At 44.8% G+C, this 19,448-nt stretch carries 19 protein-coding genes; 5 read left to right on the forward strand and 14 right to left on the reverse strand.

Annotated elements, in window-relative coordinates; translation table 11 throughout:
* Positions 1-82: 82 nt before the first annotated feature.
* Entirely contained in the window at positions 83-1,534 is a 1,452-nt protein-coding gene (locus tag QTO06_RS08170; RefSeq protein WP_331407399.1) for a cobyric acid synthase, read from the reverse strand.
* 164 nt (positions 1,535-1,698) lie between these two features.
* Here QTO06_RS08170 and QTO06_RS08175 point away from each other — a divergent pair, with 164 nt between their 5' ends.
* Together QTO06_RS08175 and QTO06_RS08180 are read left to right on the forward strand one after the other, a co-directional pair.
* The gene (locus tag QTO06_RS08175) at positions 1,699-2,070 is read left to right on the forward strand and encodes a YgiW/YdeI family stress tolerance OB fold protein (RefSeq protein WP_005427087.1); all 372 of its coding nucleotides are present in this window, start codon (positions 1,699-1,701) and stop codon (positions 2,068-2,070) included.
* A 165-nt stretch (positions 2,071-2,235) separates the two neighbouring features.
* Positions 2,236-2,766: a hypothetical protein gene (locus QTO06_RS08180; RefSeq protein WP_079402621.1), complete on the forward strand. Its 531-nt coding sequence runs from the start codon at positions 2,236-2,238 to the stop codon at positions 2,764-2,766.
* A 118-nt stretch (positions 2,767-2,884) separates the two neighbouring features.
* Here QTO06_RS08180 and QTO06_RS08185 read toward each other — a convergent pair whose 3' ends face one another.
* The 3 genes from QTO06_RS08185 to QTO06_RS08195 form a co-directional block, all read right to left on the reverse strand.
* Entirely contained in the window at positions 2,885-3,562 is a 678-nt protein-coding gene (locus QTO06_RS08185) for an ATP-dependent zinc protease family protein (RefSeq protein ID WP_005427116.1), read from the reverse strand.
* A 12-nt stretch (positions 3,563-3,574) separates the two neighbouring features.
* On the reverse strand, positions 3,575-4,762 hold the full coding sequence (locus tag QTO06_RS08190; protein WP_331407400.1) for an amino acid aminotransferase: 1,188 nt from the start codon (positions 4,760-4,762) through the stop codon (positions 3,575-3,577).
* 155 nt (positions 4,763-4,917) lie between these two features.
* Positions 4,918-5,775: an AraC family transcriptional regulator gene (locus QTO06_RS08195; protein WP_331407428.1), complete on the reverse strand. Its 858-nt coding sequence runs from the start codon at positions 5,773-5,775 to the stop codon at positions 4,918-4,920.
* Positions 5,776-5,930: 155 nt separating this feature from the next.
* Here QTO06_RS08195 and QTO06_RS08200 point away from each other — a divergent pair, with 155 nt between their 5' ends.
* Positions 5,931-7,322, forward strand: a complete 1,392-nt coding sequence (locus QTO06_RS08200) for an MATE family efflux transporter (RefSeq protein WP_331407401.1) — start codon at positions 5,931-5,933, stop codon at positions 7,320-7,322.
* Between the two features lie 143 nt (positions 7,323-7,465).
* On the opposite strand, the gene nrdG is transcribed toward QTO06_RS08200, so the two are convergent.
* Both nrdG and nrdD read right to left on the reverse strand, forming a co-directional pair.
* Positions 7,466-7,936, reverse strand: coding sequence for an anaerobic ribonucleoside-triphosphate reductase-activating protein (gene nrdG / locus QTO06_RS08205; RefSeq protein ID WP_005435220.1), 471 nt, complete (start codon positions 7,934-7,936; stop codon positions 7,466-7,468).
* An 85-nt stretch (positions 7,937-8,021) separates the two neighbouring features.
* Entirely contained in the window at positions 8,022-10,142 is a 2,121-nt protein-coding gene (nrdD, locus tag QTO06_RS08210; RefSeq protein WP_005427114.1) for an anaerobic ribonucleoside-triphosphate reductase, read from the reverse strand.
* Between the two features lie 308 nt (positions 10,143-10,450).
* On the opposite strand from nrdD, the gene QTO06_RS08215 reads away from it, so the two are divergent.
* Positions 10,451-11,314, forward strand: a complete 864-nt coding sequence (locus tag QTO06_RS08215) for an endonuclease/exonuclease/phosphatase family protein (RefSeq protein ID WP_005446894.1) — start codon at positions 10,451-10,453, stop codon at positions 11,312-11,314.
* 36 nt (positions 11,315-11,350) lie between these two features.
* Here QTO06_RS08215 and QTO06_RS08220 read toward each other — a convergent pair whose 3' ends face one another.
* Genes QTO06_RS08220 through QTO06_RS08230 form a run of 3 tightly spaced genes read right to left on the reverse strand, consistent with a single transcriptional unit; the run spans position 11,351 to position 12,527 of the window.
* Positions 11,351-11,791, reverse strand: coding sequence for a YeeE/YedE family protein (locus QTO06_RS08220; protein ID WP_331407402.1), 441 nt, complete (start codon positions 11,789-11,791; stop codon positions 11,351-11,353).
* A 14-nt stretch (positions 11,792-11,805) separates the two neighbouring features.
* On the reverse strand, positions 11,806-12,207 hold the full coding sequence (locus QTO06_RS08225) for a YeeE/YedE family protein (protein WP_114092262.1): 402 nt from the start codon (positions 12,205-12,207) through the stop codon (positions 11,806-11,808).
* A gap of 26 nt (positions 12,208-12,233) precedes the next feature.
* Entirely contained in the window at positions 12,234-12,527 is a 294-nt protein-coding gene (locus QTO06_RS08230) for an ArsR/SmtB family transcription factor (protein ID WP_009700376.1), read from the reverse strand.
* Between the two features lie 151 nt (positions 12,528-12,678).
* Between QTO06_RS08230 and QTO06_RS08235 the strand changes: the two genes are divergently transcribed.
* Positions 12,679-14,382 carry an FAD-dependent oxidoreductase gene (locus tag QTO06_RS08235; protein WP_017819635.1) on the forward strand — a complete coding sequence of 568 codons (1,704 nt, stop codon included), beginning with the start codon at positions 12,679-12,681 and terminating at the stop codon, positions 14,380-14,382.
* Positions 14,383-14,442: 60 nt separating this feature from the next.
* On the opposite strand, the gene QTO06_RS08240 is transcribed toward QTO06_RS08235, so the two are convergent.
* From QTO06_RS08240 to QTO06_RS08260, 5 genes are all read right to left on the reverse strand, one after another.
* A complete protein-coding gene (locus QTO06_RS08240; RefSeq protein WP_017189071.1) occupies positions 14,443-14,661 on the reverse strand; it encodes a DUF6500 family protein in 219 nt (72 codons plus the stop codon).
* A 99-nt stretch (positions 14,662-14,760) separates the two neighbouring features.
* Positions 14,761-15,987, reverse strand: a complete 1,227-nt coding sequence (locus QTO06_RS08245; protein WP_331407403.1) for a carbohydrate porin — start codon at positions 15,985-15,987, stop codon at positions 14,761-14,763.
* Positions 15,988-16,098: 111 nt separating this feature from the next.
* Positions 16,099-16,731, reverse strand: coding sequence for a DUF3299 domain-containing protein (locus tag QTO06_RS08250; protein ID WP_005446901.1), 633 nt, complete (start codon positions 16,729-16,731; stop codon positions 16,099-16,101).
* A 78-nt stretch (positions 16,732-16,809) separates the two neighbouring features.
* The gene (locus QTO06_RS08255; protein ID WP_258456057.1) at positions 16,810-18,141 is read right to left on the reverse strand and encodes a metal-dependent hydrolase family protein; all 1,332 of its coding nucleotides are present in this window, start codon (positions 18,139-18,141) and stop codon (positions 16,810-16,812) included.
* A 276-nt stretch (positions 18,142-18,417) separates the two neighbouring features.
* Positions 18,418-19,431 carry a helix-turn-helix transcriptional regulator gene (locus QTO06_RS08260; protein WP_331407404.1) on the reverse strand — a complete coding sequence of 338 codons (1,014 nt, stop codon included), beginning with the start codon at positions 19,429-19,431 and terminating at the stop codon, positions 18,418-18,420.
* Positions 19,432-19,448 lie beyond the last annotated feature (17 nt).

Raw genomic sequence — 19,448 nt, forward strand, 5'->3', positions numbered from 1 at the left:
TCCAGTGCTAGACAGGCAGAAAAAGATATTGTGGAACAACGTGCCCACTTTTATTTATGCTTCAAACAGTTAAAAACTGGATTTATTTGAACAGAAAGTCAAGATTCATATGTTGTTCTATCGCATCCGCAATGCGATTAATGCCCTGTTCTTTTAACTCTTCAAAGTCTTGTTGTTTGATTTGAGTGCCGTTTACCCATTCAGACACGAGGCTTAGCACATCGGCCTCATCGAAGAACCCGTGTAGGTAGGTTCCCATAATTTGGCCACTCTCACTGATCGCACCCTCAGATTCGCCAGAACTTAACTTCAAAGGTTGAGCGCCCTGCACTTCACTTCGTCCCACATGGATTTCGTAACCTTTCACATTCGCTGTTTTACCGTTTAAGCAAAGCTGTGCTTGTGTGTTGGTCAGTTGTTTGCTGTCGGTTAGCGTCGTAGTAATGTCTAGCAACCCAAGTCCTTCACTCTTCCCTGGACTGCCTTCCACGCCATTAGGGTCGTCAATTAATTTGCCAAGCATCTGGTAACCACCACAAATGCCAATGACTTTGCCGCCCAGACGAATGTGACGTTGAATGTCTTTATCCCAGCCTTGGCTGCGTAGATAATCCAAATCGTCTCGGACTGACTTAGTGCCCGGTAGGATCACGAGATCGGCTTTGTCGATCTTTTCGCCTTTACCCACATAGCGAAGATTAATGTCCGGGTTTAGGCGCAACACATCAAAATCGGTATGATTACTGATACGCGTTAATACTGGTACCACAACATTGAGTTTCACTTGCGAAGACAGTTCTTGCTGACCCGTAATAGCATCTTCTGCTTCGAGGTTTAGCCCGTGAAGATACGGCAATACACCGAGCACAGGTTTACCCGTTTTCTCTTCTAGCCAATCAAGACCAGATTCAAGCAAGCTGATGTCGCCACGGAAGCGGTTAATAACGAAGCCTTTAACGCGAGCTTGTTCAGATTCGGATAGTAACGCCAGCGTTCCATACAGATGGGCAAACACACCACCTCGGTCGATATCCGCAATAATAATGACCGGAACGTCGGCTTCTTCTGCAAAGCCCATGTTTGCGATGTCATTTTCTCTTAAGTTGATTTCCGCAGGGCTGCCAGCGCCTTCAATCATGACGGATTCGTATTCATCCGTTAGTTTTGCAAATGAATCCAGCACCGTTCCCATTGCCACTTTCTTGTAATCATGAAACCCGACAGCGTCCATATTCGACAATGCTTTGCCTTGTAAGATGATCTGAGCACCTGTATCGCTGTTAGGCTTAATCAGAACAGGATTCATGTGAACCGTAGGCTCAACATTGCAAGCTTGTGCCTGAACGGCTTGAGCGCGCCCAATCTCTCCGCCATCTTTGGTTACTGCGCTATTTAGGGCCATATTCTGTGGCTTGAATGGGGCAACCTTTATCCCTTTTCGGGCTAAGACACGGCATAAACCTGCCACAAGGACGCTTTTTCCGGCATCTGAGGTGGTGCCTTGAACCATTAATGATGGGATTGGTGATTTCATGAACGTTTAATAAGAGAAAAAAGAAGGTGAACAATCATAACGTTATCTCAGCATAGTACTCAAGAAAATGAATCGAATATGAATGTTCGAATCAGTAATGGTTCAAATAAGGTTTGTTTTAATAGCACCATCAAAAACGAACACCTATATAGAGAAACCAAATTATGAAAAACACTGTTATCGCTACTATCGCTGCACTTGCTATCGCTCCTACTGTTGCAATGGCGAAAGACCACAACCATGGCCAATCTAGCATTCAATTTAATGGCCCTGTTACGGTTGAGAAAGTCGATGCACTGATTAAAGACTCAAGTATGTTCACCGAAAAAGACGTGGTTGTAGAAGGTAACCTACTTCGTCAAACGCGCGCGGATCAATTTATCTTCAGCGACGGTTCTGGTGAAATCATGGTTGAGCTAGATGATGATATTCGACTAACGACGCCAATCGACCAAACGACAAAAGTACGTCTATTTGGCGAGTTTGAAGGCGGCAGCAAGCCTGAAATTGAAGTAGAACACCTCGTTGTTATGTAACCTAGCTTCTTAGCCGCTCAATTGAGCAGCAAAACATTGATCAGTTAGCACATTGCCCTAGTGTATTGGGTGACTATAAACGCCTAAAATGATATTTTGTAAATCTTGGTCTGCATTTTGCAGACCTTTTTTTCGTTCGTATTATTTTCTTGCCCGGAGACACCCATGCTAGGTAAAGCTCTAAAGGTTGCAGCCTTTGGTTTGTGCGCTGTTTTGCCGCTTTCTGCACATGCAAACAACTTCAACTACAACATGATGGAATTCCGCATGGGTACCAGCCCTGGTACGTTTGGTGGTGAAGTCACAACTTACTTCACCGAAAACACCCATTTCATTGGTCGTGCCGACAGTGAATTTAGCGGAGATTGGGACCTTGCCGGTGGTATTGGTTTTAACGGTCCTGCTGGTCAGTTTGCCGATATTTACGGCCAAATGCTGGTTCACAACATCAAAAAAGACAATGGCGGAGGTGACGAGTGGAAAACCGAAGTAAATATCGGTACTCGTATTTGGTTCATGCAGAACATTGAATTGCACGGCCGTATTGGTCAGTTAATCGATAATGATGACTCTGAGACCGTCTATAACCTTGGCGCCCGCTTCCACTCGACACAGCAGTTGTCACTTGGTGCCGATTTTAAAAACAACGGTACTTACGGTCAGCAACTTGTGTTGTCAGCGCGTTTCGCTTACTAAGTTTAACTGGCCAAGCTCATGCACTGACACTGAGCTAACCAATTGAATAAAATAAAAAAGCCTCTCAGTTGAGAGGCTTTTTGTTATTCGATACGATATTTAGCATCCGAGTATTGGATTACTTACCGCTTGGTTTGTTCTGAACGTATTTCTTAGATACATCCACAACCGCAACGTCACGGAAGAAGCTACGACCCAACAAGATTGGGAACTTCATATGACCACGCTCTGTTAACGTAAACTCGGTTTGTTCTTTTAAGTCGCCAACTTGGATGTAGGCAACCACAACAGGGCGCTTGTCGACGTCTTCTGAAGAAGACTGACGAATTTTAGCCCAGCGCTCAACAGGTAGCTTGAACTCTTTGCTCGCCTTACCGTTGATGTCAATTTTGAACTGAACCCAATCTTTACCGTCACGCTCAAATGGAACCACTTCAGTCGCACTGATTGAAGATGTTGTTGCACCAGTATCAACACGACCTTTGAAAGTCTGGTTAATAGCAGGAATGTGCACCCACTCTTCCGCACCTAGAATCAACATGCCATCAGGTGTTTTCTGTACCTTCGCTGGCTTTTCTGGTTTAGGTTCTGGCTTCTTCTCAGGTTTCGTTTCCGGTTTTGGTTCCGGCTTCACCTCAGGCTTTGGCTCTACTTCAGGTTTTACTTCCGGCTTTTCAACCGGTTGCTCCACGACTGGTTTTTCTGGCTCAACAGGCTCAGTGGTCGTCGGTGTCGACGTACAAGCAATAAGACCACCGCTCATCATTAGCGGCAGAATCAGTTTCCAGTTCTTCATTAACTCTCCCAATTAACGTTGAGATACTTTTTGGATCGCGTCAGCAACGTAAGGAATATGAGTTTCGGTCAAACCAGCGATGTTGATACGACCATCACCGACACCATAAATGCCATAATCTTCACGCAGTTGCGCCATTTGGTTTTCACTAAAGCCTAGCACAGTAAACATGCCTTTGTGACTCTCAATGAAATCAAATTGATCTGTATTATGGTTGTTTCTCAATTCGTTACACAAAGTTTGACGAAGATTCAGCAAGCGTTGCTGCATTTCGTTCAATTCTTGTTTCCAAACTGAAGTAAGGTTGGCATCTTGAAGAATGGTTTTCACCAATGCAGCACCGTGATCTGGCGGCATAGTGTAAGTTGAACGAGCTAACGTAAGAAGCTTACCTTTTGCATTCGCCACATCTTGCGTGTTTTTACCGATCACAATTGCAGCACCAGTACGTTCACGGTATAAACCAAAGTTCTTAGAACATGAGGTTGTAATCAGCATTTCTTCAACGTTGTCAGCCATAAAGCGGAGACCTTTTGCGTCTTCCTCTAGACCGTCACCAAAACCTTGGTAAGCAATATCCACAAATGGGGTAAAACCGTTCTTTTGTGAAAGCTCTGTAATCGCTTGCCACGCAGAAAAATCAATATCTGCACCCGTTGGGTTGTGGCAACAGCCATGCAGAAGCACGACGTCAGAAGGACCTGCTTTAGATAGGTCTTCTAGCATTTTCGCCGTATCAACTTGTTTCGTTTCTGGTGAGAAGTAATGGTAGAACTTCACCTTAAGCCCAGCCGCTTCCATCACTGGCTTGTGGTTTACGTAGCTTGGGTTTGAAATCCAAACCGTCGTATCTGGTTGTGCAACTTTCATTAGGTCACCCAGCATACGCAACGCACCACTTGCACCAGGCGTTTGAATCGCTGCCACACGATCTGTTGCTGACGTGCCCGTCAGAAGTAGAGCGATCATGCTTTGGTTGAATTCTTCACAGCCTGCAAGCCCAACGTAGGATTTGGTTTTTTGGTTTTCGACAACCACTTCTTGTGCCATTTGAATGGCTTTCATGATTGGCGTTTCACCAGCGCTGTTTTTGTACACGCCAATACCAAGGTCAACCTTGTTTGGACGTTCATCGCCGCGGTATGCGACGGAAAGAGATAAAATAGGATCTAATACGGGAGTTGGTAGATTAGAAAACATGAAAGTCATAACCCTTTGAAATTCAAGTATCGAACCTCACGGTAACACTTTCGTTATAAATGGCGAAACGATTTTTCACACATTTCGCCAATTAGAGTACAAAATTCTGGTGACTGGGGAATTTTATGAGCTCAATCGGTCATAAAAAGAACGATTCACTCATTGAAGTTTGAATCTAGCTTGCCGTTTTTCCTAAATTCACGTGGCGTCATGCTCGACCAAGCTTTAAATCGTGTACTGAAGTTGGCGCCCGTTGGGTACCCTACTATTTCACCGATGTGCTGAATTGACCATTCTGTTGAGCGCAACAAACGCGCAGCATACTCCATTCGCATCCGAGTTAGGTGGGCCATTGGGCTTCGTCCAAACTGTTGTTGGGTCAAACGATGCAAGTGGGGTTCAGAGCATGGGTACAAGGCTGCAAGTTGTTCTACCGTCCATTCTTTATGGAGCTGTCTCTGAACCAAATCAAACACGCGGCGCAACTTTAACTGGTTGCGTGATATGGAATCTGGGTGCGGCATATTCAGCATGAGCTCTAACTGGGCAACGCTGTGTGCGCCGACTTCACCGCCGTAATCGATAGGTAGATTGATACTTCGCAATAGAGTCTGAATGCAGAAATACATCACTTCTGGTGCTGGTGTAAGTTGATACTCAATCTCTTCATTCACCATCGGCCATTCTTTATCTTGTGAAAGAAACACCCACGCGATTTGCCACGTTTCGTCTTCCATTCCAAAGCCATTTTCGATGCCCGCAGGCACGATCACCAACGATCCGGGCTCCAGTTCATAACGGCAAGCCCCACTCTCCAGCCAACCTTTACCGCGAACTGTATAGAGCAACATGTGTTTTTTCTGGTTTTTGCGATAAACGGAAAAGAAATCTCGGCAAGTGGCAATACCACATTGGACGATGCCTCTTTCTTCAAGAGCAAGTACGCGAGTGTGGTCGATGAACTCTTGATAGGTTTTTTCTGAAATGGTGTAACGTTCTTGCTTTTCTTCCATGATTCGATGGCTCACAAATGCACTCACGGCAAACGTGTTCTACCAAACCACCGATAAAGACTGGATAGTTTGACAAAACTTTTGGATGTCTTCGAAAAATACACCGCTAAATCATACGGATAAACTACTCGCATTGTTCTTAGAGGAGAAATGCGATGCTCTTAACACGTCAATACATAGACAAAGCATTTTGGAAAAAACTGATTGCGATCGGCGTCCCTGTGTCACTGCAATCCATGCTGTTTTCACTGCTCGGCGCGGTGGACATTTTTATGGTGAGCCAACTTGGTGAATCTGCAACAGCCGCGGTTGGCGTTGGTAACCGAATCTTTTTCTTTAACCTCGCCGTGGTGTTTGGATTGTGCGGCGCAGTGACGGTTTTAGCTTCTCAGTATTATGGCTCTGGAAACCTCTCTGGTATACGCCGAACGCTAGCGCAATCTTGGTTTATTTCGCTAGTGGTGACGTTGCCATTTATTTGGCTGTATGTGGTTTATGACACAGAAATCGTCTCTTTTATGGCGGACGATCCTGAGTATGTCGGCTATGCGAGAGAATACTTAGTAGTGACTGGCTTGAGTCTCATAGGTACCGCTGTCGTCGTTCCCATTGAGTCGGTGTTGAGATCCGTCGGTGAAGCGAAGATGCCGACTTACGTCAGCATTGCTGCCATCGTTGTGAATGTCTTCCTCAATGCGGTTTTAATCTTTGGCTTGCTAGGATTTCCACAATGGGGGGTGTTTGGGGCTGCTGTCGGTACTTTTATCTCACGCTTTTTCCAAACTGCGGTGCTGGTTTACTTCTTTTGTCGTCGATATTCACATCTGCTTCCTACTCGCTCAGACTGGCTTGAAGGCACAGTAAAGAAGTACAGAAACAAATATTTCAAAGTCTCAATGCCAATGCTTATCCATGATGCGTTGTGGACTGGAGGCTTGATTGTCTACAGCATCATTTATGGTCAATTGGGTGTCACGGAGCTTGCGATTATCTCTTTCCTATCGCCGATTGAAGGTGTATTGATTTCAACCTTTATGGGATTTGCTGTCGCTGCATCCGTCCTGCTGGGCAATGACATTGGTGCTCAGGAATACGACCGAGTGGAGAAAACCGCTTGGTGGTATGTGTTTACCAGTGCAGTACTCGCAACGATATTATTCTTAGTTGTTTGGGCATGTTCACCATTGATTTTGAACTTGCTGGAGATGAGTCCGCTTACTGATAAGCAAATGGCACTGAATGTATGCTTGGTGTTAGCACTGGGTATGATTCTGCGAGTATTCAACATGGTCGGTATTGGCGGCGTGTTGAAAAGTGGTGCTGATATTCGCTATAGCATCTTCATTGACACATTTGGTCAATGGGCGATTGGTATTCCACTTACCTACTACACTGGGATGGTGTTAGGTTTACCACTGCATTGGGTGTTGATGTCCCTACTGGTCGAAGAATTAGTAAAAGGCATTCTAACGACTCACCGAATTCAGTCTAAGCGATGGATTAATAACATGGTTGATGATGACACTAGTGTGACAGCGTCACTATAAAGTTGTGCTATGTTTATACAAGCAAGAGCTAAGGTAACTCTTTGTTTATAAGGAATAGCTTTAAAGAACTCACACCAAAAGGGCACATTCGAAATTTCCGAATGTGCCCTTTTCATATTTAGCTTCTCTTGGGGTTTGAGCGCTTAAAGCTCAGTGAATCGATGGATAATTTGATTCGAGCTGCCTCGCCATTCTAGATTGAGGTCTCGTTTATCTTGCTCGTATTTGCCATCGATTAATGTGTCGATGTATTGCGTCACTTCACGCTGCGCATCGTCGAGCTCTTCAAGCGTGTAACCTGTCCAAACCCAAATATCTTTTCCTGGACACTCTTCTCTTACGCGTTTTACAAGCTTAAGAATGTGCGGCACGTTCGCTGGATGCAAAGGATCACCACCAGACAGAGATAAACCACGACGTTTGATGCGTGTGTCGTTTAGGTCTGCAATGATTTTGTCTTCTGCTTCTTGCGTGAAAAACACACCAGAATCCAAGCGTTGCGTCGACTGGTTATAACAGCCGCGGCACTGGTGTACACAGCCCGACACAAATAGCGTGCAGCGTGTACCTGGTCCGTTAACAACGTCAATTGGATAGTATTGGTGGTAGTTCATAATCGTGCCTTGTTTTGCTGGCTAGCAAAGAAAATCAACCCACGACAGGTTGATTTTCATTATTGGGTTTGAGCTTAAGTAAACCTTACAGGTGCTTAACTCGACGCTTCACTTCTTCTTGCTTACCGAAGTTAAACGGACGCGCATCTGGGCTGCCTAGGTAGCCACAAACACGGCGTGTCACTGACACTTTGGTTGAGTCATGGTTGCCACAGCTTGGACAAGTGAAGCCTTTACTTGTACAGTCAAACTCACCGTTGTAGCCACACTCGTAACACTCATCAATTGGCGTGTTTGTACCGTAGTAAGGTACGCGGGTGTAACTGTAGTCCCATACGTTTTCTAGTGCTTCAACGTTACGTTGCATGTTCGGGAACTCGCCGTAACAGATAAAGCCGCCGCTTGAGATTTCTGGGTAAGGCATCTCAAAGTCGATCTTGTCGTATGGGTTTACCTTCTTCTCAACATCTAGGTGGAAGCTGTTGGTGTAGTAACCTTTGTCTGTTACGCCTTCAATTACACCGAACTCTTTCGCGTCGATGCGGCAGAAACGGCTACATAGGTTTTCACTTGGCGTTGCGTATAGGCTGAAACCGTAACCAGTATCTTCTGCCCAACCGTTTACTGTGTCTTTCAGGTGCTTGATGATTGCTACTGCTTTTTCACGTAGAACAGCGTCATCATAAACGTGCGCTTCTGTACCGAATAGCGCGTTAATTGTCTCGTGTACACCGATGTAACCAAGAGAAATAGACGCACGACCGTTCTTGAAGATATCTGCGATTGAGTCGTCTGCTTTCAGGCGAACACCACACGCACCTTCCATGTAAAGGATCGGAGCAACACGTGCTTTCACGTTTTCTAGACGAGAGATACGTGTTTCTAGTGCTTTACGAGCAAGACGTAAGCGATCGTTTAGAAGCTCGTAGAATTTCTCTTCACTGCCGTTTGCACGGATAGCGATACGAGGAAGGTTCAAGCTCACTACGCCTAGGTTGTTACGACCTTCGTGAATCAGCTCGCCGTTTTCTTCGTAAGTACCAAGGAAGCTACGACAGCCCATAGGTGTTTTGAATGAACCCGTTACTTCCACTACTTTGTCGTAGTTAAGAATGTCTGGGTACATACGCTTAGACGCACACTCAAGCGCAAGTTGCTTGATGTCGTAGTTTGGATCTTCTGATTTGTGGTTCAAGCCATCTTTGATGCCGAATACCAGTTTAGGGAATACCGCTGTTTTACGGTTCTTACCTAGACCTGCAATACGGTTCTTCAGAATAGACTTCTGGATAAGGCGTGATGCCCAGCTTGTTCCAAGACCAAAACCGAACGTAACGAATGGTGTTTGACCGTTCGCTGTGTGTAGCGTGTTTACTTCGTATTCTAGAGATTGGAACGCGTCGTAACACTCTTTCTCTGTGCGCGCTTTTGCGAACTCTTCTGGCTCAGCAATGTTCCACTCTTTTGCGATCTCTAGATGTTTCTCGTAGCTTGTGATTACGTACGGTTCTAGAACTTCATCAATACGGTTGATGGTTGTGCCGCCGTAAATGTGGCTCGCTACTTGAGCAATGATCTGTGCCGTTACTGCTGTTGCAGTCGAGATTGATTTAGGAGTATCAATCTCAGCGTTACCCATTTTAAAGCCGTGCGTTAGCATGCCTTTAAGATCGATAAGCATACAGTTAAACATTGGGAAGAACGGAGCGTAATCCAAATCGTGGTAGTGAATGTCACCCACTTCGTGTGCTTGAACCACATCGCGAGGAAGGATGTGTGTCTTCGCGTAGTGTTTCGCAACGATACCAGCCAACAAGTCACGTTGAGTAGGAATCACTTTGCCGTCTTTGTTCGCGTTCTCGTTGATTAGGTCTAGGTTACTTTCTTCAATCAGACCTTCGATTTCGCGAGTTAGCGCGCTTTGCTTCTCACGAGCGATGTCGCGATCGTGGCGGTATTCAATGTAAGAACGTGCTAGGGCTTTGTAAGGACCTTGCATGAGTTCATTTTCGACTAAGTCTTGAATCTCATGGATGTGAACTTCATCGTGATCCTGAAGCTGTAACTCAACTGCCAGAGCAACATTTAGTGCATAAATGGCGACATCTTTGTCTTTGTTTTCCGCTGCAGCTTCTACTGCTGCTTGTATACGATCCCTGTTGAACGGAGCTCTTGAGCCGTCACGCTTGATTACGATTGGTTTCACTTTTTCTCCTTACCCCAGCATACTCACAGAGTTATCCACAAACACACTATATGGGGTTATTTTTTATTCTGCTGACACAATATATTGTGGCGTATTTAACGAGAAGCACCAATTGAAAACATTGATTTTGATCAATAAAAAATGGGTAGCGAACAAGAACAAATCGATCTTATTGGCGTTGATCTCACTTGCGAAGAAAACTGTGAAAATTGCAAAATTGGAGCGAAATCCACTTGCTTTTTTTCGAGGTCTTATAGGATAAAGGATGGAAAGGAATGCGCTAAATTATAGGAGTGCGATAGACCAAAATGCGATCACTTTTTGTTACGGTAATATTACTTTTTAGTTCTCTTTCATTTGCTCAAAATTCCGTCAAATTAACCAGCTGGAATATTGAATGGCTATCTATAGATGGTGGAAAAGTGTCTAGAACACCACAAGATTTTGAAAAACTGACCCACTATGTGGATAAAACACAAGTCGATATTCTCGCTTTTCAAGAAGTCGAAAGTGTCGCCGCAATCCAAAAAGCCGTTGGCAATGATTTCACTATTTATCTGTCCGATCGTTCAAACGCCTCCAACAGACACCTTCAGTTCAATGACACCAATCAATACACCGGTTTTGCGGTACGTAATGGTATGAGCGTGTTGGACAAACCAGACTTTTCTATCACACGAGGCAACAGCAAGCTCCGCTTCGCCAGCTACCTTGTCTTGAATCCAAACCAAGACAACGAGACTCACCTACTCTCTGTGCATCTAAAAGCGGGATGCAGTGGTGCGTATCGCAATAATCGCGATTGTAAGATCGTGAAACAACAAGGACAGGCACTAGCCAAATGGATAAAAGCACGCGAGGACAACAAACAACAATATGTGGTGCTTGGCGACTTTAACCACAATTTGGGTTATCGAGGAGATTGGTTATGGGACGTGCTATCGGACAGTACCAATGCAAAGCTAGTGACCAAAAATACCAAAGCGGAATGTAAAGTGCGTTCTAATCGTAATCCGAATAAAACCCACCAATTCCGCTCTGTGATCGATCACATCATTGTGAGTGGTGATTTAAAGGCGTCGTCAGGTGTTCAAACCGTTTTTAAAACACAAGATGTGCTCGACTATAAGCTGAGTGACCATTGCCCAGTTTCTACTACGCTCTCATTTTAACGTTGAAAAACTCTTTTTAGCATTGAAATTCGCTCTTTATCGACTAACCATTGTTTTAGCGGTGAATGACCCAACCAACATTGCCGCAATAAATAGCAGAACTTGTGTGTTGCCAGTAAAAAGGCCGGCAACCGCAGGTCCAGGACACACACCGAGTAAGCCCCACCCAATACCAAACAGTGCTGCACCGCCAACTAACTTTTTGTCTATCGCTTTAGAAGTTGGACAGACAATCTCATCACCAAACACAGATTCGCTTCTTGGCTTTATTAATAAAAGATAAGCAGGAACGAACACCGCGAGTGCTCCGCCCATAACGAAGGCTAAGCTTGGGTCCCACGCGCCGGTAATATCGAGGAAGCCGATCACTTTTGCCGGATCAGCCATACCGGAAATCACCATACCAATACCGAAGAGCGCACCAGAAAATGCAACGATAGAAATTTGCTTAATACTTTTCATTACCTGAGTTTTCATAACGACACTATTCCTTACAAGACTAGTAAGACGGTTAACATGGCGGTTGCCATAAAAGTACACGTTGCGACTACAGAACGGATAGAGAAACGCCCCATCCCACAAATGCCATGACCACTTGTGCAACCATTACCGATACGTGTACCGACCCCAACCAGTAAACCAGCAACGACAACCAAACCAAGAGAGCCGCTGTACTCAGTTGGTACATACCCGCCAAGAGCATAAACAGCAAACACACCGCCCAATGCCATCGCAATTAAGAAGACAATTCGCCAAACTCGGTCCGCATTCTCAACGGCACCATTTAAGATCCCGCTGATTCCAGCGGTCTTGCCATTGAAAAGCATCAATACTACCGCTGATGCGCCAACCATGACGCCGCCCAAAAGCGACATCCAAGGAACTTCAAACATAACAACCACCCGTATAAAGTTTTGAATTACTGCTTACAGAAAACTTGGTTAAACGCCTCGATCAGCGGACCAACTCTTTCATCAGAAATCGAATAGAACACCTGCTGAGAAACCTTTCGAGCTTTGATGATGTCGTGTTTTCTCAATACGGTGAGGTGTTGTGAAAAGGCTGATTGGCTTAATGTTGAGCCTTCAAACAGTTCACCGACCCCTTTTTCGCCTTCAATAAGCTTGCACATCACGATTAAGCGCTCTGGATGAGCCATTATTTTAAGTAGCTCACTCGCTTCGGTCGCACTTTGTAGCATACTGTCGCCCATTCTTATGCCTCTTCATCAATACGTTAAGTTTTATTAGATATTACTAATTAATATTATTAAGTCAATGCTAATGTAGTTAAATTAACATTAGACATGACTAATTTATTTAAGTAAGGTGTAGGCGTTTTCGATCATTCAGTAGGAGAAATCCATGAGCAAAATCGTGATTATTGGTGGTGTTGCTGGCGGTGCATCTGCAGCAGCTCGCGCTCGTCGTCTTAGTGAAGACGCAGAAATCATTATGTTTGAACGCGGTCCATTTGTGTCATTTGCAAACTGTGGCTTGCCGTACCACATTGGTGGCGATATCCAAGAACGCAGCAAGCTGCTTCTTCAAACGCCTGAGAGCTTTTTAGCGCGTTTCAATGTTGATGTTCGTGTAATGAACGAAGTGGTTTCAATTAACCGCCAAGATAAAACGGTTACGGTTAAGAACCTACTTGATGGCTCTGAATACCAAGAGAGCTACGACTTTCTTCTACTCAGCCCTGGTGCAGGTCCAGTTGTGCCGCCTATTCCGGGTATTGATAACCCATTGACGCATTCGCTGCGTAATATCCCAGATATGGATCGCATCATTAAGACGATCGCAACCAACAAAGTGGAACATGCTACAGTCGTTGGTGGTGGTTTCATCGGTTTGGAAATGATGGAAGCCTTCCACCAGCTTGGCGTAAAAACCACATTGGTTGAAATGGCGGATCAAGTGATGACGCCCGTTGACCGAGAAATGGCTGGCTTTGCTCATGCAGAAATCCGAGAGAAAGGCATCGACCTGCGCTTAGGCGTTGCTCTATCTTCTGTTGAATATGTGGCGAACCAATCTGTCGCTAACATAGAAGCGGGTGAAGATGACACACACCAACACCTTCAAGGAAAACTGACGCTGTCTCTAAACAATGGTGACCAGCTTGATACCGATATCCTGATCATGGCAATTGGTGTACGCCCTGAAACAAAACTCGCGCAAGAAGCCGGTCTTCAAATTGGTGCACTAGGCGGTATTTACACCAACGAGTACATGCAGACCAGCGATCCTTCTATCTATGCCGTTGGTGATGCGGTTGAAGAGAAAGACTTTGTCACTGGCGAACAAACCCTTGTTCCGTTGGCGGGACCAGCAAACCGTCAAGGTCGTATGGCAGCAGACAACATGCTTGGTCGCCAAGAAACTTACCAAGGTACGCAAGGCACGGCGATCTGCAAGATCTTTGATTTAGCCGTCGCTTCTACTGGTAAAAACGAGAAACAGCTAAAACGTGACAACATCACTTATGAAAAAGTGTATGTCCACACAGCCAGCCACGCGAGTTACTACCCTGGCGCAGAAACTGTGTCGTTCAAAATGTTGTTTGATCCAGCAACCGGCAAAATTTTAGGAGCACAAGCTGTAGGTAAAGACGGCGTTGACAAACGTATTGACGTAATGGCAGTTGCTCAGCGTGCTGGTATGACAGTAGAACAACTACAACACCTTGAACTCACTTACGCGCCACCGTATGGTTCAGCGAAAGATGTGATTAACCAAGCGGCTTTCGTTGCGAATAACATCATTAAAGGTGACGCAACAGCGATTCATTTTGATGAAATCGACAACCTCTCAGAGGACCAAGTTCTGCTCGATGTTCGTAATCCGGGAGAATTGGAATCTGTCGGCTTCATTGATGGCGCAATCAATATTCCTGTCGACCAACTTCGCCAACGTATGAATGAACTGCCGAAAGACAAAGAGATCGTGATTTACTGTCAGGTCGGCTTGCGCGGTAACGTCGCTTATCGTCAACTGGTCAATTCAGGATTTAAAGCACGTAACCTACTTGGTGGTTACCGTACCTATAAGTTCGCAAGAGCTTAATCTCTGATTATAAATATCTAAGTTTAGGGCTGAAAAAAGGGGCACATTATGTGCCCCTTTCTACATTTCAGATTCGACTAATTGAATAATCTTGGTCGCTTTTTCGAAGTGATCGAGTTGATGAATTTGAATCCACCAAGTCGCCGCTTCCATCAATAACTCAGGATTGTCATTCTTATTAGCGAAAAAGGCATAAAAGGACACGCCAACATTGTCGCCTTTCTGCTCTATTTTCTTCTTACACACCTGAATGATTTTGTCTCTTAACGCGATGTTCATTGCCTTTCCCTTTCTCTTTGCGATAGCAAAATTAATCCAAAACAAGAATAACTGTATTTATATACAGTTATTCTTGGTAAGGCAAATAAACATAATCATCTAGATGAATATTCTCGCACGAAGACCTAATACCCAAGTGCTGCTTTTGTTCGAAAATGCTGGGTCTTTGATGTATTGAATATCCGGTGTGATTTGGATGTAGTCGTTCAACTGCATGTTGTAGTAAAGCTCGGCAGTGAACTGTTCAGAGTCATCCACACCATAAGCGTGTTCTAGGTTATCGTTAACATGGCTCCAGTTAATGGCTAAGCCTAGGTTGTTGGTTGGTTTACCTAAACCAAAGTAACCAATCCCCACCGTTAGGGAGCGATCATAAAGTGCCACATCGCCTTCCGAGAAGCCACCACGAACAAATGGCATTAATTGCTCTGTAGCAAAGTAGCTTGCTGAAAAGTTAATACCCTGCCCGCTGTCCTTATTCGTCAGGTTATGTTGCGTGTCGCCATCCAAATGCCAAGCGGTTAAATGAACGTTGTCGGTATAGATTTGGTCTTGTGACGCCGTCCAACCCAGTTCGAACGTCGTAAACAGTTTATGATCGTTGAATAAGGTGTCGAAGCCATCAAATGGTTCATCTGAACGCCCTTTACCATCGGCCACACCTGCAACCATATAGAAGTTATCAGTCAGCATGTGGCCGACAGCTAAGCCGAGAATCCCATCATCCGGTAGACCAATGGAACCACCACCAGTACTGAATGCAAGGTTACTGAATCCGGTCCACGGACTGGCTAAAGCGTATGTATCAACATAGTCAGTGGTATCTAAGAAACCCACCATGAACGAGGTTTTGCCACCATTGAGCTTTTGTTTCCAATATAGGTTAGTTAGGCGAGCACCTTGATCACTGTACGCAGGACCAATCATACCTGCATAACCTAACCCATTGCCGATGAAGCTAAACTCTTTTGGTGACAAATCACTATAAGCATGGCGGTGTTCGACTTTCCAAACCAATCCGCCCGTATTTCCAGACTCAAGACCAACCAGATTCCAGCTACCATAAAAACGAGCAACACCAGCACTTGCGGTATCTTCACCGCCAGTTTGCGGGTCAGATGCCGTTAAGCCAAGCGCTTGGTAATCCAAACCAAACGTTAAGTTATGATCTTCCACTAGTGACTCTCGCCAAGTGCGTTTTTCCCGAGCATTTTCAGCAATGGTATTATCAACCGTATCAGGGCTACCAAAGTTCGCCGCGTTAATCGATGACGCCATTACAAGTGAAAGAGCGATAAAACTAAGCTTTGGAACAGTTACTTTCATGTCTGGTTTCTCATTAAATTGATTTCTAGAAAAAGAGTTTAATGATTCAGCGTTTTGAAAATTGCCATTAAGCGACAGCTCACTGCTTTTTGTATTTTCGGTGGTGTACTCTTATCGATAAGGTCGAATTGAAACCTCGTCCATCTGGTAGATGGTTTCTACGTTCGAAGCTCCGTCGGAGTATGAAACATCCGCCTTAGTCTTTTTCACATGCAGATCCCCTTTCACCCAAATTGGCTCGTAAAGAGAAGTCAGTTTCAAACCTTTCGGATAATCGACCAAAACAATCTGGTTTGCAGGTGGCGGTGGCGTATGGATGCAAGCGCCCATAGTTGGAACAAGGAAAAATTTTGTGACAACGTCATTGTTAAATTCTACCGGCGTTACAAAGCCAGGAATTTCATAAGTATCTTCAGTAAGTGTTGTGTTTGGCATTGATGCCAACATACGACGATGCTGAGTAATCTCTTCGCGCTTTTTGAACAACCATTCAATGTCTAAGTCGTCAGCTTTTAAGCTGTCTTCTAATTCCTTCATGGTTTGTTTTTGTTGCTCATTAAGATTTTGAGCATCACGGTATCTTGCAAGAGAACCAAGTTCAAAAAGTTGTTGGTCTGTGAGTTTTACAAATGGGTCTTCAATCTGAGGGACATCAACTGGCAACAATTGCTCCCAGCTTAATTGATCGGCGGATACATTTGATGAAGCCAGCAAAACTAAGCCAGCCAATAGGTACTTCTTCATACGTTCCCTTGAATAGTTCTTTGTCTTTTAGAGAAAAATTTGGGGACAATAGTGCCCCCAAATAGTCGAAAGAGTTTACTACAAGGTATTCTTGTGGATCTTGCCGTCTTTCATAATTACTTTGAATTTATCTTGGTAATCGTTAAGAATTGTGATGTCCTGCAGAGGATTCCCATCCACCAGCACTACATCAGCGTAAGCGCCTGGCTCTACAACGCCGAGTTTTCCGTATTTATATGGATTCATGCCGCCCGACCAGCTTAGTACTTCTGCGGCATTCGATGTGCCCATCTTCATGATCTCATATGGTGTAAATCCGACTTTCTCCATCCAAACCATGTTGTCTGCTTGGCGCGTATTGTATGCAGGACCAAACATATCGCCACCAGTAACAATCAACAGGTCATATTTACGCGCCCATTCAAACATTTGCTTCGCGCCTTCGTTTACTTTGGTCGCTTTGGCTTTTTGATCCGGACTGAAGAAGGTGATCTTTTCAGGTTCAGCAAAGGCTTCAAGAGACATCACCGCTTGTGCAGAAAGTGCCACACCCTTTTCTTTCATTCGCTTAATGGTTTCTTCGGAAATTAAGAAGTTATGCTCAATCACTTTTACGCCAGCATCAATGGCACGGTTAACCGAACGATCGTGATAAGCATGCGCCATAACGTAGGTACCGTAATCTTCTGCTACGCCAACAATCGCTTCCATTTCTTCTTTGGAGAATTGCGTCATATGGATTGGGTCAAACTCACTTGCAACACCGCCGCCAGCCATGATTTTAATCTGCGTCGCTCCCGAACGTAGGTTCTGACGTGCAGCACGACGAGCTTCTGTTTCGCCATCGACGATATAGCCAAAGCCATGACGCTCGAGATCATCGACACGTCCCGGAACATCGTTAAAGCTGCCGGTATCTGCGTGACCACCGGTTTGGCTCAAGAAACCGCCCGCTGGGAATAATCGTGGGCCTTCTAGTAAGCCGTTATTGATGGCTTTTGCGATACCAAGAATGTTACAGCCAGCATCACGAGCTGTGGTAAAACCTTGGTCGAGATACTGCATCATGGAAACATGAGCACGTGCCCCCATTGCCATTTGATCGTAACCATCTCTACCAACCAACATGCCTTCTTGAATACACATGTGGGAATGCATGTCGATTAAGCCAGGGATCATGGTTAAGCCTTCGCCATTAATTGTGGTTGTTTGCTTATCAGCTTTAATTGGCTTCGGTGAGATCTCCTTAATCATGTTATCCACGACTAAGACATTCTGGTTTTGAAGTAGCTTTTCATCGGTGCCATTGAAAACATCAACGTTAGTAAACAGTGTCGATGCTGCATTCGCGTTTAAGGCAAATGCACAAGATAGCGCAACAAAAGAGAGGTTCTTCTTAGAAATTGTCATTATTACACCTACGTTTTTTGGATAGTTGGGGTCCATTTCCTATAACTTCCCTGTCAGAACAGCGGTGTTATGAGGGCATCTATTTCTGTGATCACCAAAACGACTGATCAGGCAAAAAACATATGAAACAGACGGCTTACGTTAAAAACATAGAAGTCATCATGACGACTTTCAAGGCGCTTTAATTGCCTTTACACGACAACATGCGGATATTGTGAAAGAAATGCGAGTTGAGGCAAAAACCTCCGATTATTCAGAGGCTTTATGTGTTACGTTTCATGTGACGGTGGGGCACAACAAAGACTGACGATACGCTTTAGGCGTGAGGTTCATCATTCGCTTAAACGCGCGAGTGAAGTGAGCAGAATCTGAATAGCCTGTTTTGAGTGCAATGTGCGTAATACTGAGGTCTCGGTCCGCTAACAGTTCCAGCGTTTGTTTAAGTACTAACCCTTCGATCACTTCTCGATAAGTTGTGTTCTCGCTCGCCAACCGCCTTTGTATGGTGCGAGCATTCATGTCAATCAACTCGCCAGCAAACTGGATAGAGATCTTTCCCATCGAGAGATAAGGCGTCAGCGCCCTTGCTAATGCATCACTAAACTTATCATTCTCACCACGAAAACTCGTGTTTGGCGCCGTTTGAGATGGCGTGAAAGCAATCGGCTGGTTAATCCATTCGTTCGGAATCGAGATAGCAGTAACCGGTCTTCCAGTAAAGAACTGGGCACTTTTCATCCCAGGTAATAGATTGAATGGCTCGGCTTCTATGTCTTGAATCCCGACCTCCGCCAATCGCCACTGTGAACCCACAAGCTTTTTGAGTAGTTCATTCATAAACATGGCGGAGAACATTTCCGCGTAACGAAACCATTCTCTGTTTGCGTCTTGTTTTTCTCTGACGAGCCACCATTTACCGCCACGCGATACGACCGAAAGACTGACATTATCTGAGATCTGTTTTAGCAGTTGGGAGACTTCTTCCAATGCTGCTTTAAGTGAGTGCGTTTGGGTAATTTGATTGGCAAACCTTGGAACGTAGATATCGTGGCAAAGCGTCCAAGTAAGCAAAGCAAACTTCTCTGGTGATGCTCGTTCACCTAAGGTTTGGAATACCGATTTTAATGCACTTTCTGGCACAAACGCATTAGAGGATTGGCTGGATAAGATATCCTGTGGCATACGTGCGGTTTCAAGTAAGGAATGAATATCACCATCAAGCTCATTGAGCATCGTGGCAAACAGCTTTACTTCTTCCGAGTGGACCAAAGGAATATCTGTATTGGGCATGCAAGCTATCATCTTAA

The sequence above is a fragment of the Vibrio sp. M260121 genome, from assembly GCF_036533715.1.
GTDB lineage: Bacteria > Pseudomonadota > Gammaproteobacteria > Enterobacterales > Vibrionaceae > Vibrio.